We start from the raw sequence: 20186 nt of genomic DNA on the forward strand, positions 1-20186 counted from the left end.
CTTATCTGGCATGTCTTTTGCTGAAACTTAATGGTTTTAATCTTCAGTGCGAAAAGGAGTACTCCTATGCAAATTGTTAACGCACGCCTGCGCCAACGCCCTGAGCTTTACCGAATCGAGATAAGTAACGGTCTATTCACGGATATCACGGCACAAGATGCGCCACAAACAGCAAACGCTGAACAACTGGATGCCGGCGGAAAGCTCATCTGCGCGCCGTTTATCGAGCCTCATATCCACTTAGATGCCGCCCTCACGGCGGGTGAGCCAAGCTGGAACCAAAGCGGCACGCTGTTTGAAGGGATTGAGCGCTGGGGCGAGCGCAAACCGCTGCTTAGCGAGGCCGACATTCGCGAACGCGTGTTAAAAACCTTAAACCTACTCATCGGTAACGGCGTTCAGTTTGTGCGCACCCACGCCGATACTAGCGACCCAAGCTTGGTGGGGCTAAAAACACTCTGCGCCTTGCGTGATGAGCTGAAGGATAAGATCGATATCCAGGTAGTGGCTTTCCCTCAGGATGGCCTGCTCTCTTACCCCGGTGGCGACAAGCTGATGGAAGAAGCACTGGAGATCGGCGCTGACGTGGTGGGTGGCATTCCCCACTTTGAATACACCCGCGAGCTAGGCGTGGCCTCCATGAAGCGAGTGATTGAGCTGGCGATGAAGTATGACCGCTTGGTGGATGTGCACTGCGATGAGATCGACGATCCCAACTCGCGCTTTCTTGAAGTGCTGGCCTGCGAGGCTCTGTTCAATGAGTTAGGCAGCCGCGTGACCGCCAGTCACACTACCGCGATGCACTCTTACGACAACGCCTACTGCTCTAAACTCTTTCTGTTGCTCAAGCGCTCGGGCATTAACTTTATTTCCTGCCCAACGGAGAGTATTCACCTTCAAGGGCGCTTTGATACCTACCCAAAACGGCGTGGTGTGACCCGCGTGAAAGAGCTTAACGAAGCAGGAATCAACGTCTGCTTTGCAGAAGATTCTATCTTCGACCCCTGGTACTCGTTAGGTAACGGCAAGCTGCTACGCACGCTCGATTTTGGCCTGCATATCTGCCAAATGATGGGCTACCAGGATTTTAGTAACGCACTTTCCCTGATTACCGATAACAGCGCCCGCACTATGAATATCGAATCGCGCTACGGCATAGAAGTGGGCAAACCGGCCAGCTTCAATCTACTAGAAGGCGAAGATGACTACAGCGTGCTGCGTAACCAGGGTGATGTACTACTTTCCGTGCGGCACGGTGAAATCATAATGCAGCGTGAGCCATCACGTATCGTCACGCCGCCATGGATTGGCTAACCACATGATGGCAAGTTAGATTAGCGATTCCACTTGCCTAAGGAGCACACCATGAGCATCGAGACCGTTCGCCAGTTTTTTGCCGAGCACGCGCCAGAGGTGGCCATTGAAGAGCTGGAAACAAGCACGGCGACCGTACAGCTCGCCGCCGAGGCTCACGGTGTTGCCCCTGGGCAGATTGCTAAAACATTGGCGTTTAAAGTAGGCGAGAAACCGCTGCTGATTGTGGCCAGTGGCGATGCACGGATCGATAACCGCAAAATTCGCGATACCTTCGGTGGCAAAGCCAAAATGCTCAATGCTGACACCGTGATGGAGCTGACCAGCCACCCAGTGGGCGGGGTATGCCCGTTTGGGCTGGCAACGGATCTCCCCGTCTATTGCGACGAATCCCTACACGCGTTCGATGAAGTGCTGCCCGCTGCAGGCTCACCTAATAGCGCGGTGCGTTTAAGACCCAATCATTTGGCCGAGCTGGCCGGTGCTCAGTGGGTGGATGTGTGTAAGTTGCCAGAGAGCACCAGCTAAGGCGGTGTAGTGCTTTACTTCACATCGAGTAAATAGCCATAAAACGCCGTATTGCGCTGCCAGCCCAGCGATTCATACAAACGCTGGGCGCGCTCATTCTCTACCTGCGTCATCAATATCAAACGCGCGACGCCATGTTCACGGGCAAGCTGGGTAGCGGCTTCCATGAGCGCCCTACCTGTACCTTTCTCTCGACACTCGGGCAGCACAAAAAGGTCGTTTAGCGCCCAGCGCGCATTCAAGCCGACGGTGGAGACACCGGGATAGAGCTGAACAAACCCTGTGAGTGCGCCTTCTCTGTTTTCACTCACCAAAATGCGGGAATCCGCTTGCCCAAAGCGCTGGCGCAAAAAGTCACGCGCTGCTTGAATATCGCTTGGCTGCTGATAAAACTGCCGATAGCCGTCAAGTAGCTCGGTTAAAGCGTCGAGATCATGAATCGTGGCAGGGCGAACATGGGTCATGCGCTATCTCCCTAGTGGATAAGCCACCTTGCTGTGGTCATCTAACAAGGCTGCGTTCAGAGGATACGCCGCGTATTTCCTGACGGCTTTCTTATAGTAGTGTATCGTCTTTTGAACGTTTATTAATCAATCTAACAGCAAGGGGACGACGCGTTCCCACTGGGGTTACCGTGGTCCAATCACTCTCTACTCAAACAGAATCCCGAGCACCGATTTACAAAGCTTGGAGTGTCCATGTGTTTACCGCCAGTGGCGTGCTGCTTGGCACGATGGCGCTGCTGGCGCTGGTCGACAATAACCCGGTGGCCTGCCTGCTCTGGCTGGGGGCAGCGATGATGATCGATGGCATCGATGGTACCCTGGCACGTAAATATGAGGTGAAGTCCGTACTCCCCCACTTCGATGGTTCCACGCTGGATATGGTGATCGATTACCTCACCTGGGCCTTTATCCCCGCCCTGTTCATTTACTACTTCATTGAATTGCCGCCCTACTTAGGGCTGATCTCCGTTTTTATCATTTTGCTGTCGTCGATGTTCTGCTTCTGCAACGTCGATATGAAAAGCCAAGATAATTACTTCGTGGGCTTTCCCGCCGCCTGGAACATTGCCGCCGCCTATTTTTACATTCTTGATTTACCGCCACTGCTGACGTTTGGCGCAATACTCGTCCTGGCGATGCTGACCGTGACGAAAATGAAGTTTCTGCATCCGTTTCGAGTGCGTCTATTTATGCCGCTCAATATCGCTGTGACGCTATTGTGGTGCGTATGCACGACTTCATTAATCCTCTCAAACCCTGATCACGCCGCCTGGGCACTATGGGGTTTAGGCGTGACCTCACTTTACTTCGCGGGCATGTGTTTTTGGCGTACCTCCAAAGAATGGCGCTTATAAGAACTATTAAAATCAAAAATTTGAATAAAAATCCTCGCACCTATCTTATCTCATGAGTCGGCATTCCATAGGGTGCATTGCACCCTATCATTACGCGTGATGAATAAATATTTGCGTCTCAAAATGAGCGTTGCAGAAAGATTTATGCCTCTTCGTCCCTCTCAGGATCACCCTTCGAATTTTTTATTCGGCAAAATGCATCCATTGAGCACCTACCTGCGTATTGGTCTATGAAGCCTCCTCTCTTTTAAGGACGGTTGGGTTAGTTAGGCAACGGGAATGGGGACAAGATCATGAGTAGAACAACAACGGGCGTACGGGCAATTTCTGTAGGCATACTGGGTTTGACATTAGTGTCTGTGTCGGCCCAAGCGCAATCAATTGGCTCAGCTACCAGCGGTAAATTATTGTTAACTGGCGGTGTCAGCCAAGTTGAAGGTTCTGGCGGCGGCGGCTTAACGCCTTGGGCGACTATCGGCGGCTACGGGACTAAAGACCAGATCGGTGGTTCCGCCTATTTTACGCACATCAACGTCGACGATTTCAGCCTCGATAGTTATGGAGCACTCGTTGGCTTCTACGACCGCTTAGAACTAAGCGTTGCACGACAAAGCTTCAATACTGAAGATGTGGGTGCCGCTCTCGGCCTCGGGCAAGACTTTCGTATTGATCAGGATATCTTCGGCGCGAAATTCAGGCTGTTTGGAGATGCTGTACTTGACCAAGATACATGGCTGCCGCAGGTGGCTTTCGGTGTTCAATACAAGCGCAATGAACAGAAAGACCTCGTTCGTGCTTTAGGCGCCAAAGATCACAGCGGCACTGATTATTATGTATCTGCCACGAAGCTTTTCTTATCCCAAAGCTTACTGGTCAACACGACCCTTCGGTATACCGAAGCAAACCAGTTCGGCATCCTTGGCTTTGGTGGTGATCGTCATAGCGGCTATAGCTTACAGCCTGAATTTTCGATTGCTTACCTACTCAACCGTAATCTTGCAGTGGGTGCTGAATATCGCGCCAAACCCAACAATCTCAACGTAGCTGAAGAAGATGACGCTTGGGATATTTTTGCTGCTTGGGCACCCACTAAAAACGTCTCGCTCACGCTCGCCTATGTCAACCTTGGCAATGTCGTGGTTGATGATCAAAGCGGTGTTTACGGTTCAGTACAGTTCAGCTTCTAAACATTTAAAAAGATTCGAGGAAAACGACCATGACACGATTTATGTATGGCTTCGCATTGAGCCTAACTCTGTTAATAAGCGGCGGCGCTCAAGCACAAATGGACCCTGCTCCAGCTAATCCCGATTTACAACCAGTATTGGAAGATTTTGGTGGTGAGGCCGGTCTCACCACCTTAATGGATGATTTCATGAATATTATGTTGGAAAATCCACAGCTAAGGCCCTTTTTTATCAATACTAACCAGGATCGCGTTAAACGCCAGCTTGTAGAGCAATTTTGCGTCATCCTTGGCGGTGATTGCACATACTCAGGCCGAGGGATGAAGGCTTCTCACGCTCACCTGGAAATTGACAGAGCGGACTTCAATGCACTCGTTGAAGATTTGCAAACCGCTATGAATCGCCAAGGCGTTCCGTTCCGCTCTCAGAATAAACTATTAGCCGAATTAGCCCCCATGCACCGTGAGATCGTCACACAATAATCCACCACAGTATGTTAAACACCCCGCTTATGCGGGGTGTTTTTTTGGAAGCAATTTGCCTGTAAATACAGCATGCCACACATCAACTAAGCAATCACAGCGCCGTGCAACGATAGAAGTAATCCGCGAACTAATGGCTCAAGGTTATTCAAGCCCATCACTATCTAATAAGACTGCACTCAGCGTATTGGGAGCTGCGCTTCATAGGAGTTAGCAAATGCTGTCAGGCAGCGCTAACACCGGCTTTTTGTACACAAAAAAACCCGCTGTTTTGTTTCTAAAGCAGCGGGGTTAAACAACAACTTAACTAATTAGCAGACTCAAGCCTATACAGCAGAGCTTATGGCAACAGTACGCTGTCTATCACGTGAATGACGCCATTCGACTGCGCCACATCCACCACTGTAATATTAGCACTGTTGCCTTGGGCATCCATAACCATCAGATTGTTACCGTTACGCATCACCGTAAGGTGCCCACCTTGTACGGTTTTAAAGGCTACCGTGCCGTCATTTTCCATGACTTGCTCCAACAACACATCGCGTGTCAGATTGCCGGGCACCACGTGGTAGGTTAGGACTGTTTGCAACTGCTCCTGATTTTCTGGCATCAATAGTGTATCGACAGTGCCATCAGGCAATTTAGCAAAAGCCGCATCAACCGGGGCAAAGACAGTAAAAGGACCTTCGCCCTGCAAAACGTTCACAAGATCTGCTGCCTGTACCGCCGCTACCAATGTGGCATGGTCACCAGAATTGACAGCATTTTCAATGATATTACGCTCTGGCAACATGTTCGCACCACCGACCATGGTCGGGCCGTGAGCGGCAACCGCAGTACCTGTCCAAAGAGCGGCGGCACAAAGGCTGGCAGTCAAAAGTTTGAGTTTCATTGGGGCATCTCCTGGTTATCGTTAAAATGGCTCAACAATGTAAGCTCATTCATACATACGCACTGTCGCGCCAAGTGGATGCATTATTGTGTGATTTTTTTTGGGTGCTCATTCTCTCTATTGCCTTCAACGCTACGCTCACCAAGACTGACGTACCGCTTTAACGCGCAGAGATGCCTGAATGACCGATCCCACACAACAACAGCAGTATCTTATTGAACAACTCAATAGCTGTGCCCAAGGTGATAGGCGAGCTTTTGAGCGTCTCTATCGTGCCTCCTGTGCGCATCTATATGCCCAGTTGCTGCGTATAGTAAGAGATGAGGGGGCTGCACAAGACTGCCTTCAGCATGTGTTTATAAGAGTCTGGCACGTTGCTGACCAGTATGACGCCACGAAGGCTAAACCCATGACCTGGCTATCTACACTGGCCAGAAATATCGGCATTGATTGGATACGGCGCAAAAAGCCACAAGACTCAACAGCAGATGAACCGCTGTTAGAGGCGCTGCTCAGTAATGACGACCCTGAGGACGACAGTATTAACGCCCAACAGCATGGCAAACTGCAAACCTGTTTAAATACGCTCAGCAGCCATCAACGACAGCTAATGGAAATGGCCTTTTTCCAGGGGCTGACACACAGTGAACTCGCCCACACGCTTACCCAGCCGCTGGGGAGCGTGAAAAGCTTGATTCGACGCGGACTTGAGAGGTTGAAGGCATGCCTAACCAGTGGGATTTAGCCAGCCCTGAGGAGCGTCATCTTGCGGCCGGAGAGTATGTGTTAGGAGTACTTGATAGCGAACAAAAAGTGCGCTTTGAAGCTCTTCTGGCCGTCAGCCATGATCTGCAAAATGATGTCGATGCTTGGCGAGAGCACCTACAAATACTGAACGAGCAGCTTGAGCCTAAGACACCGCCCAAAAAGGTTTGGCAAGGTGTCAAACAAGCAACGGGAACGTTTGCCCTTCCCTGGTGGCAACGTTTGGGTACTTGGCAAGCCATGACTGCCAGTTTCGGCGCCATAGCGTTGGTATTGGGCCTTCTTTGGCAGCAAGCAGAGCTCACCACGCTTCCTTCTGGCGAGGCCGTCTTTGTCGTGCAGGATGAATCACGCACACCCAGTTGGATTATCAGCGCAACTGATCAAGGGGAGTTAATCGTGCAGACGATTCAGCCTTCGCAAGTCGGCCAGAATCAGACGGGGGAGCTATGGCTAATAGCAGATGGCACGCCTGTTTCGCTGGGCTTACTGCCATCAGAAGGTAGCCGGCGTTTACTGCCTAGCGATGCGTTACGTAACCTATTATTCAATGCAGACTTAGCCGTTAGCGTTGAGCCTCAAGGCGGCGCACCCGCAGGACAGCCGACTGGCCCTATTATCGACCATGGCCGCCTGACGCCGGTAAAAGGCAGCACGTTCAACTTGTAGAACAGCCCACTTGTGTTTGCTCCACCATTTCCTTAGCAAGCAACCCCACCCGGCGCACCGCTTCTTCAATCGCGGGCGTTAAGGTAAATGCGTAGTTCAACCGCAAGCACTGACGAAATTTACCCGAGGCCGAGAACAGTGAACCCGGCGCCACATGGATGGCGTGCTGCGCTAAGCGCTCGTTGAGGCGCACGCAGTCGACGTCCGCCGGTAGCTCTACCCAGAGTAAAAAGCCCCCTTGCGGATAGCTAATGCCCGACCCTTTGGGAAAGTAGCGCTGTACCCAACTAATCATCACATCCCGCTGGCGCTGATACTGGCGGGAAACAGCGCGTAGATGACGCTCAAAATGGCCCCTGGCGATAAACTCCGCCACGGCCAATTGCGGCAATGTAGCAGAGGCACCGGTGGAGACGTACTTCATATGCAGCGCCTTTTCCCGGTAGCAGCCAGGGGCCAGCCAGCCCACGCGCAGGCCCGGCCCTAAGGTTTTCGAGAAACCGCTACACAGCAGCACGCGCCCGTCGGTATCAAAGGATTTAATCGTTAGCGGCCTGGGTTGGGTGTAGGCCAAATCCCCATAAATATCATCTTCAATAATGGCCACATCAAACCGTTGGGCAAGCTGATAGAGCGCCCGCTTACGCGCTTCCGGCATGGTATAGCCCAACGGGTTGTTATAGGTGGGCGTGACCTGAATAGCGCGAATAGGCCACTGCTCTAACGCCAGCTCTAACGCTTCCAGGCTGATGCCGGTTTGCGGGTCGGTGGGGATCTCCAGCGCCTTTAAACCGTTGGCCTTCAGAATCTGCATGGTGCCGTAGAAGCTGGGCGAATCTACCGCCACCACATCGCCAGGCTGGGTGAGCGTACGCAGCGCAATGGAGAGCGCTTCCTGGCAGCCGGTGGTAATCAACACATCATCTGGATGCAGCAGGCAACCAGACGCCACCGCCAAACGCGCCACCTGTTGGCGCAGTTCAGGGCTGCCGCTAAGTTTGTCGTAGTTGAAACCGTGAAGATCGTTACTACGGTGCAGCCCGGCGAGGATTTTCGACAACGGCTTTAACGATGCCACCTCAAGATTGGGTACGCCGCGCCCAAGCAGCAGTCGTTTGTCGTCTCGCTGGGTAGCTACCAGCTCTAACACTTGGTCCCACTGGGAGACATCCAGCGGGCACTGGGCTGGTCGGGATACAGAAGGCAAAACGGAGGGTATACGGCAAGGCAGCACGAAGTAGCCCGACTTTGGCCGCGACTCAATCAGCGCGGCGTCCATCAATTGGCGATACGCTTCTTGCGCCGTTGAGATACTGACGTTCAGCTCTTGGCAGACCGCGCGAATGGAAGGTAGCCGGTCGCCCACGCGATAAATCCCGTGCTCGATCCGCTCCCGCAACGTTGCCGCCACCTCTTCATAACGCGTCATCACACCCACCCCGCTCGGTTCATCCGCCATACAGAAGGCCTACCGCTTCGCCATACAGAGGTATAACACGCCCTATCTGTATCGTAAAAATAAAAAAACCTATATCTGTATTGCCAACGGCAGGCTGCGTAACCTAAACAGGCACCCCACCGCTCGGAGAGCCGCCATGCCACGCTTCAGTCTCACTCAGCTTCGTTACCAATTAAGCCGATACCAGCAGCGCCGCCGCAGCCGTCGGCAACTGCTCACGCTAGATGACCACTTGCTGAAAGATATTGGCCTCACCCGTGAACAGGCCTGCCAGGAGGGAAAACAAACCTTTTGGAAACAGACGCTCTCCGATAAGGGGGATGTATGACCACCGCCGAGTATTACTTGCTGGATGTATTTACCGACCAGCCCTTTACGGGCAACCCACTGGCCGTGTTTCTCAACGCGGATGGGCTGGACACCCGCACCATGCAAGCGCTGGCCAATGAGTTAAATCTGGCGGAAACGGTGTTCTTGAGCGCCGAGGCAGCGCCACACCACTACCCCATGCGGATTTTCACCCCGACCAGGGAGCTGCCCTTTGCAGGCCACCCTACGGTAGGCACTGCCCACCTGCTGGCGGCGTTAAAACTCGCCCACCCAGAGCAACCCTTGGTGCTTCACCCGCCCATCGGGAAACTCGCGATCACATGGGCCAACGGCAGGGCAACGTTCAAAACATCCAAGGCCGCTATGCTGGCAGACAGCACCCTCGATCGCCCCACCACCGTTGAGCTGTTGGGGTTAGATATCCATCAGGTAGTGGGCGATCCGGTCATCGCCTCCTTCGGGTTGCCCTTTCACCTGATTGAGCTATCGGATATCGCGGCATTAGAGAGCGTCAGTATTTCCTCTGCCCTCTGGACAAATGCCGTGATGCCAAGCAGTGCAGTTCAAATCTACCTGTACGTGAGGGAGCAATCAGCGGGACAAGAGAGCGTGATTCGCAGCCGCATGTTCTGTATGCACGACAGCCTCTGCGAAGACCCAGCCACCGGCAGCGCCGCAGCAGCGTTAACCGGCTACTTAGCTTCACTCCAGCCCGAAGCGCTGCGCTGCAAGATTCACCAAGGCGTTGAAATGGGGCGACCCAGCGTTATTTACACAGCCGCCAATGGCGATATAACGCCGGGGTTTGTGACGGTGGGGGGCCCGGCGGTCTTGGTGGGTAAGGGAGAGCTCTTCTTAGCGGCGCGTTAATCAAACGATATATCGTCAATGGTGGCAGTGTTAAGTATCAGCTCATCGCCCTTGTACGCTTTGAACGAATGCGACTGCTGCCAAAGCCGTGCCACTAGCTCCTGAATAAAGGTGCGCACAATCAGCGAGGGGCGTCGCCCTGACCGGGTGACAACACAAAACGGTGAAGAGATCTCGACCTGATCCGGCAACAGCGCTTTAAGCTCACCACGCTCTACCCAGTGGTTAGCGTAGTAGTGAGGTAAGTTGCCGATAAAGTGACCACTCAGTATCAGCAGAGCCTGCGCTTCCATATTGGAAGCATGGGCACCCACCTGGGCGTTGGGAAAGCTTTTAAGCTCTTGCAGGTTGGCATAGGGGCGTACCACAAAGGGGTGGTTAATCACCTCATCGACCGTTAACTGAGCGCCATCGCGGGCAAACAGTGGATGCCGTTTTGCGCAATAAATACCGTGTACCTCGGTGTAAACCTGGCGATGCTGCAAGCCTTCCATTTGCGCCGTTTCTGGCAGTATGCCGAGCTGCACGGCACCGTTGGCGATCTCGCCAATTAAGCGATCAGGGCTACCCACCGTAATGTTAAGGCGTGCTTTGGGGTTTTTGCGTAGGAACTCGCCAATCACCCCCTGTAGGTCAAGATCCACATCCATAATGGTGTTATCAACAACGCCTAAGCGCAGCGTGCCATAAACCGAGCTACGTAGCTCACTCATCTCGCTGTCAAAATCGTCTACGGATGAGAGCAACACCTTAGCCCGCTCATACACGATGGCACCCCGCTCAGTCAGTTCAAACCCCTGCCGTCCCCGGCTGCATACAGTGAACCCCACGCGCTCTTCAAGCGCTCGGATATGGAAACTAATGGCGGATTGGCTCATATGCAGTGCTGTTTGTGCGCCAGCAAAGCCGCGATGCTCGGTCACCGCCAAGAAAACAGAAAGGCTTTTAAGATCAGCGGCTGAGAGTTTCATTAGCGTGCTCTACGTTGGTGCATTTCACATCAATAAAACGGGTATGAACATCGAAAGATAACAGTTTTATTGTTGCATAACGCCTGCTTAACTCAAGGGGTTCTTGCTCAGTAGGCGATAGCCGCTGATTCGAGTATCACCACCCCGAGGAGCACCCCCATGCAACGTATCCCCACTATCACCGCCGGCCTCCTACTTGGCGTGAGCTTCGCCACTACCGCTCATAGCGACTTGCTTGACGACATTCGTACAGATGCGACCTTTACCGTCGGCACTGAAGCGCGCTTCGCTCCGTTTGAATACATTGAAGATGGCGAAATTGTTGGCTACTCCGCCGACATTATGGAACACGTCATGAGCGAGCTTGAAGGCGTCGAATTAATCCGCATGGATCTGCCCTGGCAAGGTATTCTGCCGGGCCTGGAGCGCGAGCGCTTTGACTACGTCATTACCTCGGTCACCGCTACACCCGAGCGTATGGAGCGCTACCACTTAAGCACCCCCATTGCCGATGCCACAATGGCCATTCTAAAACGCGCTGGCGAAGAAGATATCAACTCACCTGAAGATATCGCTGGCAAAGTAGCCGCCGCTCAAGCTGGCTCGGCACAGCTAGAAGCACTGGAAGCCTTGGCTGCCAAACTTGAGGAAGCGGGCACACCGGTCGCCAACATCCGCACTTATACAGGCGTTGACGAAGCTTACGCCGAGCTGGGCACTGGGCGTGTCGATGTAGTGATTAATAGCCTACCCAACTTGCTCGAAGCAGAGCGCACCCGCCCGGATGTGTTTGAAGTGGTCGGCACCTTCGGCGATCCGGTCTATTTCAGCTGGGCTGGGCGTAACGACGAAGAAAGCGCGTCACTGAATGCGTTTATGGATGAGCAGATTCAACGCCTCAATGAAGACGGCACGCTAAATGAGCTACAAGAAAAATGGTTTGGCGGCCCGATGGATCTGCCTTTAGAACTGCCAGCGCCCGAGTAAAACGCCGCGCAGTTCGCTAAGACGATTCACTTCTCTCTAAGGGTGCCCCATGTTTGAGATTCTACTCAACCACTACCCTGTGCTGCTTAAAGGCTTGACCACCACCATGGTGGTCTCGCTTTCCGCCATCGCATTGGGCTTGGTATTAGGCGTTTTACTGGCCTTTGGTTTGACCAGCCGGTACCGCTTGGTGCGCTGGCCCTGCGGGCTTTACCGCAGCTTTTGGCGTGGCACCCCTATTTTGCTGCAACTGCTGCTGGTCTATTACCTACTGCCCGAAATCGGCATTGAGATAGCGCCTATCCACGCGGCTATTTTGACCTTAACGCTGAATACCACCGCCTTTCAGGCGGAAATCTTCCGTAGTGGCATCAGCCATATTCCCGCTGGGCAAATAGAAGCGGCGCGCATGGCGGGCATCTCCGCTTGGCAAACTCGGCGGCGGATTATTATGCCCCAGGTGTTTCGCCTGACCTTGCCACCGTTGACCAACGAGATCATTACGATTCTCAAAAATTCGTCGCTGATTTCGGTGATTGCAGTCACTGAGCTAATGCGGGTGAGTGAGCAAATCGCTTCGCGCACCTTTCAGCCATTAGAGACCTATCTTGCCGCTGCCGTGCTTTATCTCGCCGTCAATCTTGTGCTGGCACGCATCAGCGCTTACTTAGAACGCCGCATGAGCGGCGGCCTAGCCACCGAATAGGGGAGTGTCCGCTATGTTAGATATTGCCCTGCTATGGGAAATGCGTGGTCTGATTCTGCAAGGGTTGTGGAACACGCTGTGGATCTGTTTTTTAGGCTGCCTACTCGCTCTTTCATTAGGCCTGGTGCTTGCAGCGCTTCGGCTCGCTAACCCACGCCTTTTCGGCTACCCGGTGGCCTGCTACGTAGAGATATGTCGTGGCACGCCACTACTTATTCTACTGTTTTTACTCTATTACGGCGGCCCCAGCATTGGCCTTCGTCTGGACGCTGAGATCGCTGGTGTCGTGGGGATTGGCCTGTATGGCGCAGGATATTTTGCAGAAATTTATCGTGGTGGCTTCAAGTCGATTCCTAAAGGCCAATTGGAAGCGGCGAGGATGCTGGGCATTTCCCCCTGGCATGCGCTCATCCGTGTTCAGATCCCCCAAATGGCACGCTTAATTGTCCCCCCTGGCACCAATCAACTGATCATATTGGTGAAAGAGTCCGCCTTAATTTCGATTATCTCGGTGGATGACCTGACCAAAAACGCCACCACCATCGTTAACCAAACCTTTCAAGTCATCGAACCCTACCTGGCCGTTGCGCTGCTCTACTGGCTGATGATTGAACTGGTCGCCCGGGGTGGCTTTGCGCTGGAAAAACGCTTAGCCAATCGTCAACCGCGCCATGTCGCTCAAAAGGATAACTCCCATGCCAACGGCTGACACACTCTCGCCGCCTACGCCTACCCGACAAAAAGCCATTGTTGAGGCTCACGGCATTAGTAAGCAGTTTGGCGATCTTGAAGTGCTAACCAACATCGACTTCAGCCTCGCCCCTTCCGAAGTGGTCTGTGTGATTGGCCCTTCCGGCTCGGGTAAATCAACCCTACTGCGCTGTCTGGCATTTTTGGAGCCCTACGACCACGGCAGCGTCTATATCGACGGCCAACTATTGGGCTATGAAGACCGCAGCGGTAAACGTGTGCGCACCAGCGAAAAGCGCGTGGACGAAGTGCGCGCCCCGGTGGGCATGGTGTTCCAGCACTTTCATCTCTGGCCCCATCGTACTGCGCTTGAGAACGTGACCGAGGCACTGCGTTTGGTCAACGGCCTTTCCCGTCGCGATGCCGATGTAGAAGGCATAGCCATGCTCGAACAGGTCGGCCTTGCTGACCGAGCGGGTCACTTTCCAGAGAGCCTTTCGGGCGGTCAGAAGCAGCGCGTGGCCATTGCTAGGGCGCTCGCCATGAAACCCCGGGTAATGTTCTTCGATGAGCCCACCTCGGCGCTCGACCCTGAGCTGGTGGGTGAAGTGCTAGATGTCATGAAGAAGCTGGCCGCCGATGGCATGACCATGGTGATCGTCACCCACGAGATGGGCTTCGCCGCCAAAGTCGCCGACCGGGTGATTTTTATGGATCAAGGCCGCGTGGTGGAAAGTGGCCCGCCATCCACGCTGTTTCGCCAACCGAAAAGCGAGCGCCTGCAACAGTTTCTGAATACTTGGCGCGAGCGTCATATCGATTAATTCGACTTGCATGTACCGATTAGCAAACACCATTACGACACACCTGGAGAATCCTATGAGTACTGACACACGCTTTGATCACGCGCGCATTGACCAATTGCCCCACAGTAACAGTGAGCCCTGTGGTCACAATCACACCTTGGACACCCCCATTTCTCCCGATGGCACGCCAGTGCTCGGCGAACGTTACGAAGTCGCCGCCCGAGGAGGCAAGGCAGTACGCCTTAAGGCCGGCCAAACCATCCGTATTATTAACACTCACGGCACTCAGGTATGCGATACCTGGGCGTTTAGCACTGCGAACCCCAATGAATTTATGTCTTGGGAGCATGGGCGCGCCTGGTTAAGTGGGCTGATTCCTCAGGTAGGCGACCCACTGATGAGTAACCGCCGCCGCCCGATTATGACCCTCACCGCCGACACCTCGCCCGGCATTCACGACACATTGATGGCCGCCTGTGACCTGTTCCGCTATATGACGCTGGGCGTAGAGGGCTATCATGATAGCTGTGCCGACAACCTGCGCTTAGCCATGCAAGCCATTGGCACAGAGGCGCCCGAAGTGCCCCAGCCATTCAACCTTTGGATGAATATCCCGGTTAACGCCGAGATGAAAGTCGACTGGTGCCCGCCGGTTTCAAAAGCTGGCGACTATGTTGAGCTACGCGCCGAGATGGACTGTATTGTGGCAATGTCAGCCTGCCCGCAAGACATCATCCCAATCAACGGTGCAGACTGTGTACCTGTCGAGGTGCATTTCGAAGTTTACGAATAACAAACAACCCAGGAGAACCTAATGCAGAGCCACATCCATCATCCAACTGACAGCTCTTCTTTAGATATCAAGGCGATAGCGAGTGCGGTTAACTCAGAGCGCTTAGCCAATGATTTGGCAACGGTAGCCAAATTTGGTGCTCGTTCAGATGGTGGTGTGGCGCGCTTGGCGCTTGACGACAGCGATACCCGGGCGCGGCTGTGGCTGATTGAGCAGGCCAATGCGCTAGGGGCAACGGCAAGTGTAGACGCCATCGGCAATGTGTTTCTAGATATTCCCGGCAGCGACCCTGAGCTTGCCCCCGTGGTTACCGGCAGCCATTTGGATAGCCAACCGGCGGGTGGTAAGTACGATGGCGCGCTCGGGGTGCTTGCTGGCCTTGAAGCACTACGCGCGCTTAAACAGGCGGGCTTTGCCCCGCGCCGTCCTCTATCGCTGGTGAGTTGGACCAACGAAGAAGGTGCACGCTTCTCGCCTGGCACCTCTGGCTCAGCGGTCTTTTGCGGCGTGCGCAGCCTCGATGAAACGCGCGAGGTTGAAGACAGCGACGGCGCCAGCCTGGGAAGTGCATTAGACACTTGCTTGGCTGCACTGGACGCCGCCGGTGTGCCACGACGTTCATTGGCAACGCCCATGCACACTTTTCTGGAATTACATATTGAGCAAGGCCCAATATTGGAGCGAGCCGGTGCTTCCGTAGGTGTTGTGGAAGGTATCCAAGGCGTTAGCTGGTTTGAAGTCACGGTAACAGGGAGCGCCAACCATGCGGGCACAACGCCGCGAGCCATGCGCCACGATGCGTTAGAGGGCGCTTGTGCACTGGCAACTGCGTTACGGGAAGCCGCGAAAGACAACGAAGACCGGGTGCGCTTTACCATCGGCAAGTTTACCGTTAACCCTGGTTCTGTGAATACGATTCCCGACCAGGTCACCTTCACTATTGATTTACGCCACCCGGAAGCAGCGATGCTAAAAGCGCTGGAAGCCGAATTCAATGAGCGCGCCCAGCAGACCTGGGCGGGCTGCAAGGCAACACTGACATCACTCTCGCGCGTTGAGCCAGTGGCGTTTCCCGCCACCCTCACCGCCCTGCTTGATGACACCGCCCATGAGCTAGGTATTACTGCACCGCGATTAGTATCGGGCGCCTTTCACGATTCGATTCACCTCGCCAACCACTGCCCAACGGCGATGCTGTTTGTGCCCTGCCGCGATGGCCTTAGTCACCACCCCGATGAGCATACTGAACTCGATGATGCCGTCGCAGGCACTCAACTACTGGCCGCCAGCCTGGCGAGCTTAACCCGATAAGGAGAGCGACATGGCCAAGGGCACCGACGGCACTCGCCGCAACGCCGCCACCGGCGAAAGCTACCTACCACGTCAAGAGCCACGCTATCGCGAAATAGCAAGCTTTTTACGCGCGCCGTTAGCCGACACATTGGATGAACTTGATATTGCCCTGGTGGGAATACCCTTTGACGGCGGCGTGAGTAATCGCCCAGGTACCCGCCACGGGCCGCGGGAGATTCGCAACCAATCGAGCATGATGCGCAGCCTGCATCATGTTACCCGGCTGGACCCGTTTGCCCAGGCACGTATTGCCGATATTGGTGACGTGCGCTTTTCGTCGATCTACGACCTTGAGCACGTCTCCAATGATATTGCCGCCTACTACAGCGCCATTCGCCGGGCAGGCGTTATCCCGCTAAGTGCCGGTGGCGACCACTCGATTACCTACCCCATCCTACGCGGCTTAGCGGCTGATGGGCCGGTAGGTTTGATTCATATCGATGCCCATACCGATACATGGGACGAGTTCCAAGGCTCAAAATTTCACCACGGAGGTCCCTTCCGACTCGCCTGTGAACATGGACTGATTGATCCTAAACGCACGGTGCAGATCGGTATTCGCGGTGCGCAAAACACCACCCAAGGCTGGGACTACTCCGATGTAACCGGCATGCGGGTAATGTTTATGGAGGAAGTGGATGCACTGGGTATCGAAGCGACGGTCGCTGAAGCGCGCCGCGTAGTCGGTAGCGGCCCGGTATATCTATCCTTCGATATCGATAGCATCGACCCCACCTTCGCCCCTGGTACCGGCACCCCGGAGGTCGGCGGCCTCACCAGCCTGCAAGCACTGCAGCTAGTGCGTGGCTTTCGCGGCCTACCGCTGATTGGGGCAGATGTGGTGGAAGTCTCACCACCCTTTGACCCCAGCGGCAATACGGCGCTGCTTGGCGCTACCATTATGTATGAGCTTTTGTGCTTGATTGCTGAGCAGGTGGCTACTGATAAAGGCTAAGCACTGTGAAGTTTTAGCCATATATCGAACGGTTATTGCGTCAACCCTACGAACATGACGGATTACCGCCATTAATGGCCGGGACAATCTCGAGAACGCCTAATAATTGGCTGCCTTCATTCCCACGTGGCTCCAACACCAGAACGCCTGCTTCCGGCAGGCTCGTACCGGAGAGGACGCTGCCAAAAATCATTTGAGCAGGAGTGCGGTGGCCAACGAGAACGCGATTCTCTCCCTGTCCCACAGGCTCACTGAACAGACGCCGGTGTTCTGACAGCACCCAGTCGAGACGCCCACGGGCATAATCATCAGCGAGTAGGCTATCCGTTACGCTGACTCTATCGACGCCGAAAGCCAGTTCGGCGGTATCACGTGCACGATACACAGGGCCAGACAGGATGGGCTCAGCCATAGGGATACCCAGCGCTTCAATCCGTTTGCCTAGCTCAGCTGCTTGTTCACGCCCTACTGATGAGATGTTGCGCTGCCCCTCTCGTCCAGCGCTATAGTGATAGGTATCGCATTGCTGACCGGTGGTGTCGGCATGGCGTATATACATCACCAGCCCGCCACCACGCAGGCGTTCTAATAGCGCTGCGCCCTCTTCAGATTCAATGTCTAATGTTTGAATTGTTGACTCGGCATAAGCACTTTGAGCACATAAGCTGGCAACAAGAAGCACCGTTAGCAAACCAAGCAGAATTCTTACCATCAGAACATGCCCTCTTATGTTAACGATCACGTAAAAGTGCAACAAAAAATAGTGACACGTTCCCACGCGAGCAAACGCACGAAACACCACTCACACTTTGTCAGCCAACCTTAAGCCGTCAGCCCAATCCCTCTTAAAATCACCGAGGTCACCGACTGCACGGCTTTTTCAAACTGTAGGTCGTCCAGCGGTTTGTCGTCGTTTAATAGGTAGATTTGGTAGTCGAAGTCGGCGTAGTGCTGGGTGGAGGCCCAGATCATATAGAGCAGGTACGAAGGTTCGACGGGGTTGATTTGGCCGGAATCGATCCACTCGCGGATTTTCGACTCTTTCAGCTTGGCCCATTCATAGAGGTTATCGCGCAGCCGCTCCTTGAGAATCGGAGCACCCTGCATCACTTCGGCCGCCCAGATTTTGGAGCCGTGGGCGCGGTAGCGGGAGTGGTTCATCTTGGCGCGAATGTAGGTGGAGAGCACCACTCGGGGGTCGTCGTACAGCTCAAAGCAGAGCGCGTCCTGCTTCCATAGCTCTAACAGCGCCAGCAGCACCTCTTGATAGAGTGCTTTCTTAGTCGCGAAATAGTAGTGCACATTGGACTTGGGCAGGTCGGCTAACTGGGCAATGTCACCCATGGAGGCACCGGCGTAGCCTTTCTCGGCAAACAGCTGCTCCGCCGCCTGAAGGATCTTTTTGACGTTCGTTTGCCGAATTTCGTCCTGTGTTCTCGCCACGCTGGTATCCCTTTGCAACCCTGACCGCTAATAATACGCACCAAAAATACACCACCGCCCAACAATAATGCAGGCGGTGGTGCAGTGAAGATGGCGCAGTTAGCGCATCGCGTCAACGCTGGTTAGTAGGAAACGAGAACTCCGCCCGTGTGGCTTCGCTGACGGAAGGCCAGCGCTGGGAAACCGCCTTGCGGCGAGTGTAGAAGCGCACCGAGTCTGGGCCGTAGGCGTGAAGGTCGCCAAACAGCGAACGCTTCCAGCCGCCAAAACTGTGATACGCCACCGGCACGGGCAACGGTACGTTCACCCCCACCATGCCGACCTCGATACCGTCGGTGAAGCGGCGGGCGGCTTCGCCATCGCGGGTAAACAGGCAGGTGCCGTTGCCGTATTCGTGGTCGTTGATCAGCTGCATGGCATCGTCCAGGCTGCCGACCCGTACCACGCAGAGTACCGGCCCAAAAATCTCTTCCTGGTAAATGCGCATCTCAGCGGTGACGTTATCGAACAGGCAGCCACCCACAAAATAGCCCTCTTCATGGCCAGCCACGGTCAGGCCACGGCCATCCGCCACCAGCGAAGCGCCAGCGTTCACGCCATCTTCAATAAACCCAAGCACTTTATCGCGATGCTCTGCGGTGACCAGCGGGCCCATATCCAGGCCTTTATCGGTACCCGGGCCCACCTTCAACTGGGCGATTTTGGGTAGCATGGTTTCCACTAACCGGTCAGCAGTTTCATCGCCTACGCATACCGCTACCGAGATCGCCATGCAGCGCTCGCCGCAGCTGCCGTAGGCGGCACCCATCAGGGTGTTGGCGGCGTTTTCCAGGTCGGCATCCGGCAGAATCACCGCGTGGTTCTTCGCCCCGCCCAGGGCCTGAACGCGCTTGCCTGCTGCCGAACCTCGGGAATAAATCGCTTCTGCCACGGGCGTAGAACCCACAAACGAAATGGCTTTCACGGCTTTGGCATCCAAGAGTGTTTCCACCGCTTCGCGACCGCCGTGAATGACGTTCATCACGCCTTTGGGCAGCCCCGCTTCTTGCAGCAGTTCAGCCACGGCCATGGCCGCTGATGGGTCTTTTTCGGAAGGCTTAAGAATAAAGGTGTTACCGCAGGCAATCGCCATCGGGTACATCCACAGCGGCACCATGGCGGGGAAGTTAAACGGGGTAATGCCCGCGACCACGCCTAACGGCTGGAAGTTAGACCACGCATCAATGCCTGGCCCCACGTTGTGGGAGTACTCGCCTTTTAACAGTTCCGGCACGCCACAGGCGTACTCGACGTTTTCAATGCCGCGCTTCAGCTCGCCCATGGCGTCTTCGACCGTTTTGCCATGCTCTTCGCTGACCAGTTGCACGAGGCGGTCCGCATGCTCTTCCAGCAGCTGCTTAAAGCGGTACATCACCTGGGCGCGCTTGGCGGGCGGCGTATCGCGCCAGGCAGGAAAAGCGGCTTGAGCTGCGGCAATGGCACGCTCCACATCCGCCGCGCTGGCATCTGCCACGTGGCGAATCACTTTTCCTGTAGAAGGATTAGTAACACCCAGCGTGCGCTGGCTTTCCACTAGCTCACCGTTAATCAGGTGGGAAACAACACTCATCATGAAACTCCAAAACA

The 20186-nt window shown here is 54.6% G+C and carries 23 protein-coding genes; 16 read left to right on the forward strand and 7 right to left on the reverse strand.

The window, feature by feature from the left end; genetic code table 11:
* Positions 1-66: 66 nt before the first annotated feature.
* Both codA and R0J87_RS04940 read left to right on the forward strand, forming a co-directional pair.
* A complete protein-coding gene (gene codA / locus R0J87_RS04935) occupies positions 67-1314 on the forward strand; it encodes a cytosine deaminase (protein WP_498884730.1) in 1248 nt (415 codons plus the stop codon).
* Positions 1315-1365: 51 nt separating this feature from the next.
* Positions 1366-1842, forward strand: a complete 477-nt coding sequence (locus R0J87_RS04940) for a YbaK/EbsC family protein (protein ID WP_498884732.1) — start codon at positions 1366-1368, stop codon at positions 1840-1842.
* A 14-nt stretch (positions 1843-1856) separates the two neighbouring features.
* Here R0J87_RS04940 and R0J87_RS04945 read toward each other — a convergent pair whose 3' ends face one another.
* Positions 1857-2306 carry a GNAT family N-acetyltransferase gene (locus R0J87_RS04945; RefSeq protein ID WP_498884734.1) on the reverse strand — a complete coding sequence of 150 codons (450 nt, stop codon included), beginning with the start codon at positions 2304-2306 and terminating at the stop codon, positions 1857-1859.
* Between the two features lie 212 nt (positions 2307-2518).
* On the opposite strand from R0J87_RS04945, the gene pcsA reads away from it, so the two are divergent.
* The 3 genes from pcsA (at position 2519) to R0J87_RS04960 (ending at position 4871) form a co-directional block, all read left to right on the forward strand.
* The gene (pcsA, locus tag R0J87_RS04950; RefSeq protein WP_498884774.1) at positions 2519-3202 is read left to right on the forward strand and encodes a phosphatidylcholine synthase; all 684 of its coding nucleotides are present in this window, start codon (positions 2519-2521) and stop codon (positions 3200-3202) included.
* Between the two features lie 293 nt (positions 3203-3495).
* Entirely contained in the window at positions 3496-4389 is an 894-nt protein-coding gene (locus tag R0J87_RS04955; protein ID WP_498884736.1) for a DUF3034 family protein, read from the forward strand.
* Positions 4390-4418: 29 nt separating this feature from the next.
* Positions 4419-4871 (forward strand): group I truncated hemoglobin, encoded by a 453-nt coding sequence (locus R0J87_RS04960; protein ID WP_498884737.1) that lies wholly within the window; start codon positions 4419-4421, stop codon positions 4869-4871.
* 340 nt (positions 4872-5211) lie between these two features.
* Here the strand turns inward: R0J87_RS04960 and R0J87_RS04965 are convergent, their stop codons facing one another.
* The gene (locus R0J87_RS04965) at positions 5212-5763 is read right to left on the reverse strand and encodes a fasciclin domain-containing protein (RefSeq protein WP_404471928.1); all 552 of its coding nucleotides are present in this window, start codon (positions 5761-5763) and stop codon (positions 5212-5214) included.
* Between the two features lie 181 nt (positions 5764-5944).
* Here R0J87_RS04965 and R0J87_RS04970 point away from each other — a divergent pair, with 181 nt between their 5' ends.
* The gene (locus R0J87_RS04970) at positions 5945-6508 is read left to right on the forward strand and encodes an RNA polymerase sigma factor (protein ID WP_498884738.1); all 564 of its coding nucleotides are present in this window, start codon (positions 5945-5947) and stop codon (positions 6506-6508) included.
* A complete protein-coding gene (locus R0J87_RS04975) occupies positions 6487-7197 on the forward strand; it encodes an anti-sigma factor (RefSeq protein WP_498884740.1) in 711 nt (236 codons plus the stop codon). Before R0J87_RS04970 ends, R0J87_RS04975 begins: the two co-directional genes overlap by 22 nt.
* Here the strand turns inward: R0J87_RS04975 and R0J87_RS04980 are convergent.
* Entirely contained in the window at positions 7187-8626 is a 1440-nt protein-coding gene (locus R0J87_RS04980) for an aminotransferase-like domain-containing protein (protein WP_498884775.1), read from the reverse strand. The genes R0J87_RS04975 and R0J87_RS04980 overlap by 11 nt on opposite strands.
* Positions 8627-8792: 166 nt before the next feature.
* Here R0J87_RS04980 and R0J87_RS04985 point away from each other — a divergent pair, with 166 nt between their 5' ends.
* On the forward strand, positions 8793-8984 hold the full coding sequence (locus tag R0J87_RS04985) for a DUF1127 domain-containing protein (protein ID WP_498884741.1): 192 nt from the start codon (positions 8793-8795) through the stop codon (positions 8982-8984).
* Positions 8981-9856: a PhzF family phenazine biosynthesis protein gene (locus tag R0J87_RS04990; RefSeq protein WP_498884742.1), complete on the forward strand. Its 876-nt coding sequence runs from the start codon at positions 8981-8983 to the stop codon at positions 9854-9856. Before R0J87_RS04985 ends, R0J87_RS04990 begins: the two co-directional genes overlap by 4 nt.
* Here R0J87_RS04990 and R0J87_RS04995 read toward each other — a convergent pair.
* Positions 9853-10827 (reverse strand): LysR family transcriptional regulator, encoded by a 975-nt coding sequence (locus R0J87_RS04995; protein WP_498884744.1) that lies wholly within the window; start codon positions 10825-10827, stop codon positions 9853-9855. The genes R0J87_RS04990 and R0J87_RS04995 overlap by 4 nt on opposite strands.
* A gap of 159 nt (positions 10828-10986) precedes the next feature.
* Between R0J87_RS04995 and R0J87_RS05000 the strand changes: the two genes are divergently transcribed.
* Genes R0J87_RS05000 through speB form a run of 7 tightly spaced genes read left to right on the forward strand, consistent with a single transcriptional unit; the run spans position 10987 to position 17117 of the window.
* Entirely contained in the window at positions 10987-11814 is an 828-nt protein-coding gene (locus tag R0J87_RS05000; protein WP_498884746.1) for a transporter substrate-binding domain-containing protein, read from the forward strand.
* Positions 11815-11863: 49 nt separating this feature from the next.
* Complete coding sequence (locus R0J87_RS05005) at positions 11864-12520, forward strand: amino acid ABC transporter permease (RefSeq protein WP_290836350.1); 657 nt, start codon at positions 11864-11866, stop codon at positions 12518-12520.
* Positions 12521-12533: 13 nt separating this feature from the next.
* On the forward strand, positions 12534-13229 hold the full coding sequence (locus R0J87_RS05010) for an amino acid ABC transporter permease (RefSeq protein WP_498884749.1): 696 nt from the start codon (positions 12534-12536) through the stop codon (positions 13227-13229).
* Positions 13216-14034: an amino acid ABC transporter ATP-binding protein gene (locus R0J87_RS05015; protein WP_498884750.1), complete on the forward strand. Its 819-nt coding sequence runs from the start codon at positions 13216-13218 to the stop codon at positions 14032-14034. Before R0J87_RS05010 ends, R0J87_RS05015 begins: the two co-directional genes overlap by 14 nt.
* Before the next feature lie 55 nt (positions 14035-14089).
* Positions 14090-14809, forward strand: a complete 720-nt coding sequence (locus R0J87_RS05020) for a DUF1989 domain-containing protein (RefSeq protein WP_498884751.1) — start codon at positions 14090-14092, stop codon at positions 14807-14809.
* A gap of 21 nt (positions 14810-14830) precedes the next feature.
* Positions 14831-16120, forward strand: a complete 1290-nt coding sequence (locus R0J87_RS05025) for a M20 family metallo-hydrolase (RefSeq protein WP_498884752.1) — start codon at positions 14831-14833, stop codon at positions 16118-16120.
* A 10-nt stretch (positions 16121-16130) separates the two neighbouring features.
* Positions 16131-17117 carry an agmatinase gene (gene speB, locus R0J87_RS05030; protein WP_498884753.1) on the forward strand — a complete coding sequence of 329 codons (987 nt, stop codon included), beginning with the start codon at positions 16131-16133 and terminating at the stop codon, positions 17115-17117.
* A 46-nt stretch (positions 17118-17163) separates the two neighbouring features.
* Here speB and R0J87_RS05035 read toward each other — a convergent pair whose 3' ends face one another.
* The 3 genes from R0J87_RS05035 to R0J87_RS05045 form a co-directional block, all read right to left on the reverse strand.
* Positions 17164-17829 carry a histidine phosphatase family protein gene (locus tag R0J87_RS05035; protein WP_498884754.1) on the reverse strand — a complete coding sequence of 222 codons (666 nt, stop codon included), beginning with the start codon at positions 17827-17829 and terminating at the stop codon, positions 17164-17166.
* 110 nt (positions 17830-17939) lie between these two features.
* Entirely contained in the window at positions 17940-18560 is a 621-nt protein-coding gene (locus R0J87_RS05040; protein ID WP_498884756.1) for a TetR family transcriptional regulator C-terminal domain-containing protein, read from the reverse strand.
* A 112-nt stretch (positions 18561-18672) separates the two neighbouring features.
* A complete protein-coding gene (locus R0J87_RS05045; RefSeq protein WP_498884777.1) occupies positions 18673-20169 on the reverse strand; it encodes a CoA-acylating methylmalonate-semialdehyde dehydrogenase in 1497 nt (498 codons plus the stop codon).
* Between the last annotated feature and the right edge of the window lie 17 nt (positions 20170-20186).

Origin of the sequence: Halomonas sp. SIMBA_159, from assembly GCF_046536035.1 — a bacterium.
Classification (GTDB): Bacteria; Pseudomonadota; Gammaproteobacteria; order Pseudomonadales; family Halomonadaceae; genus Vreelandella; species Vreelandella venusta_A.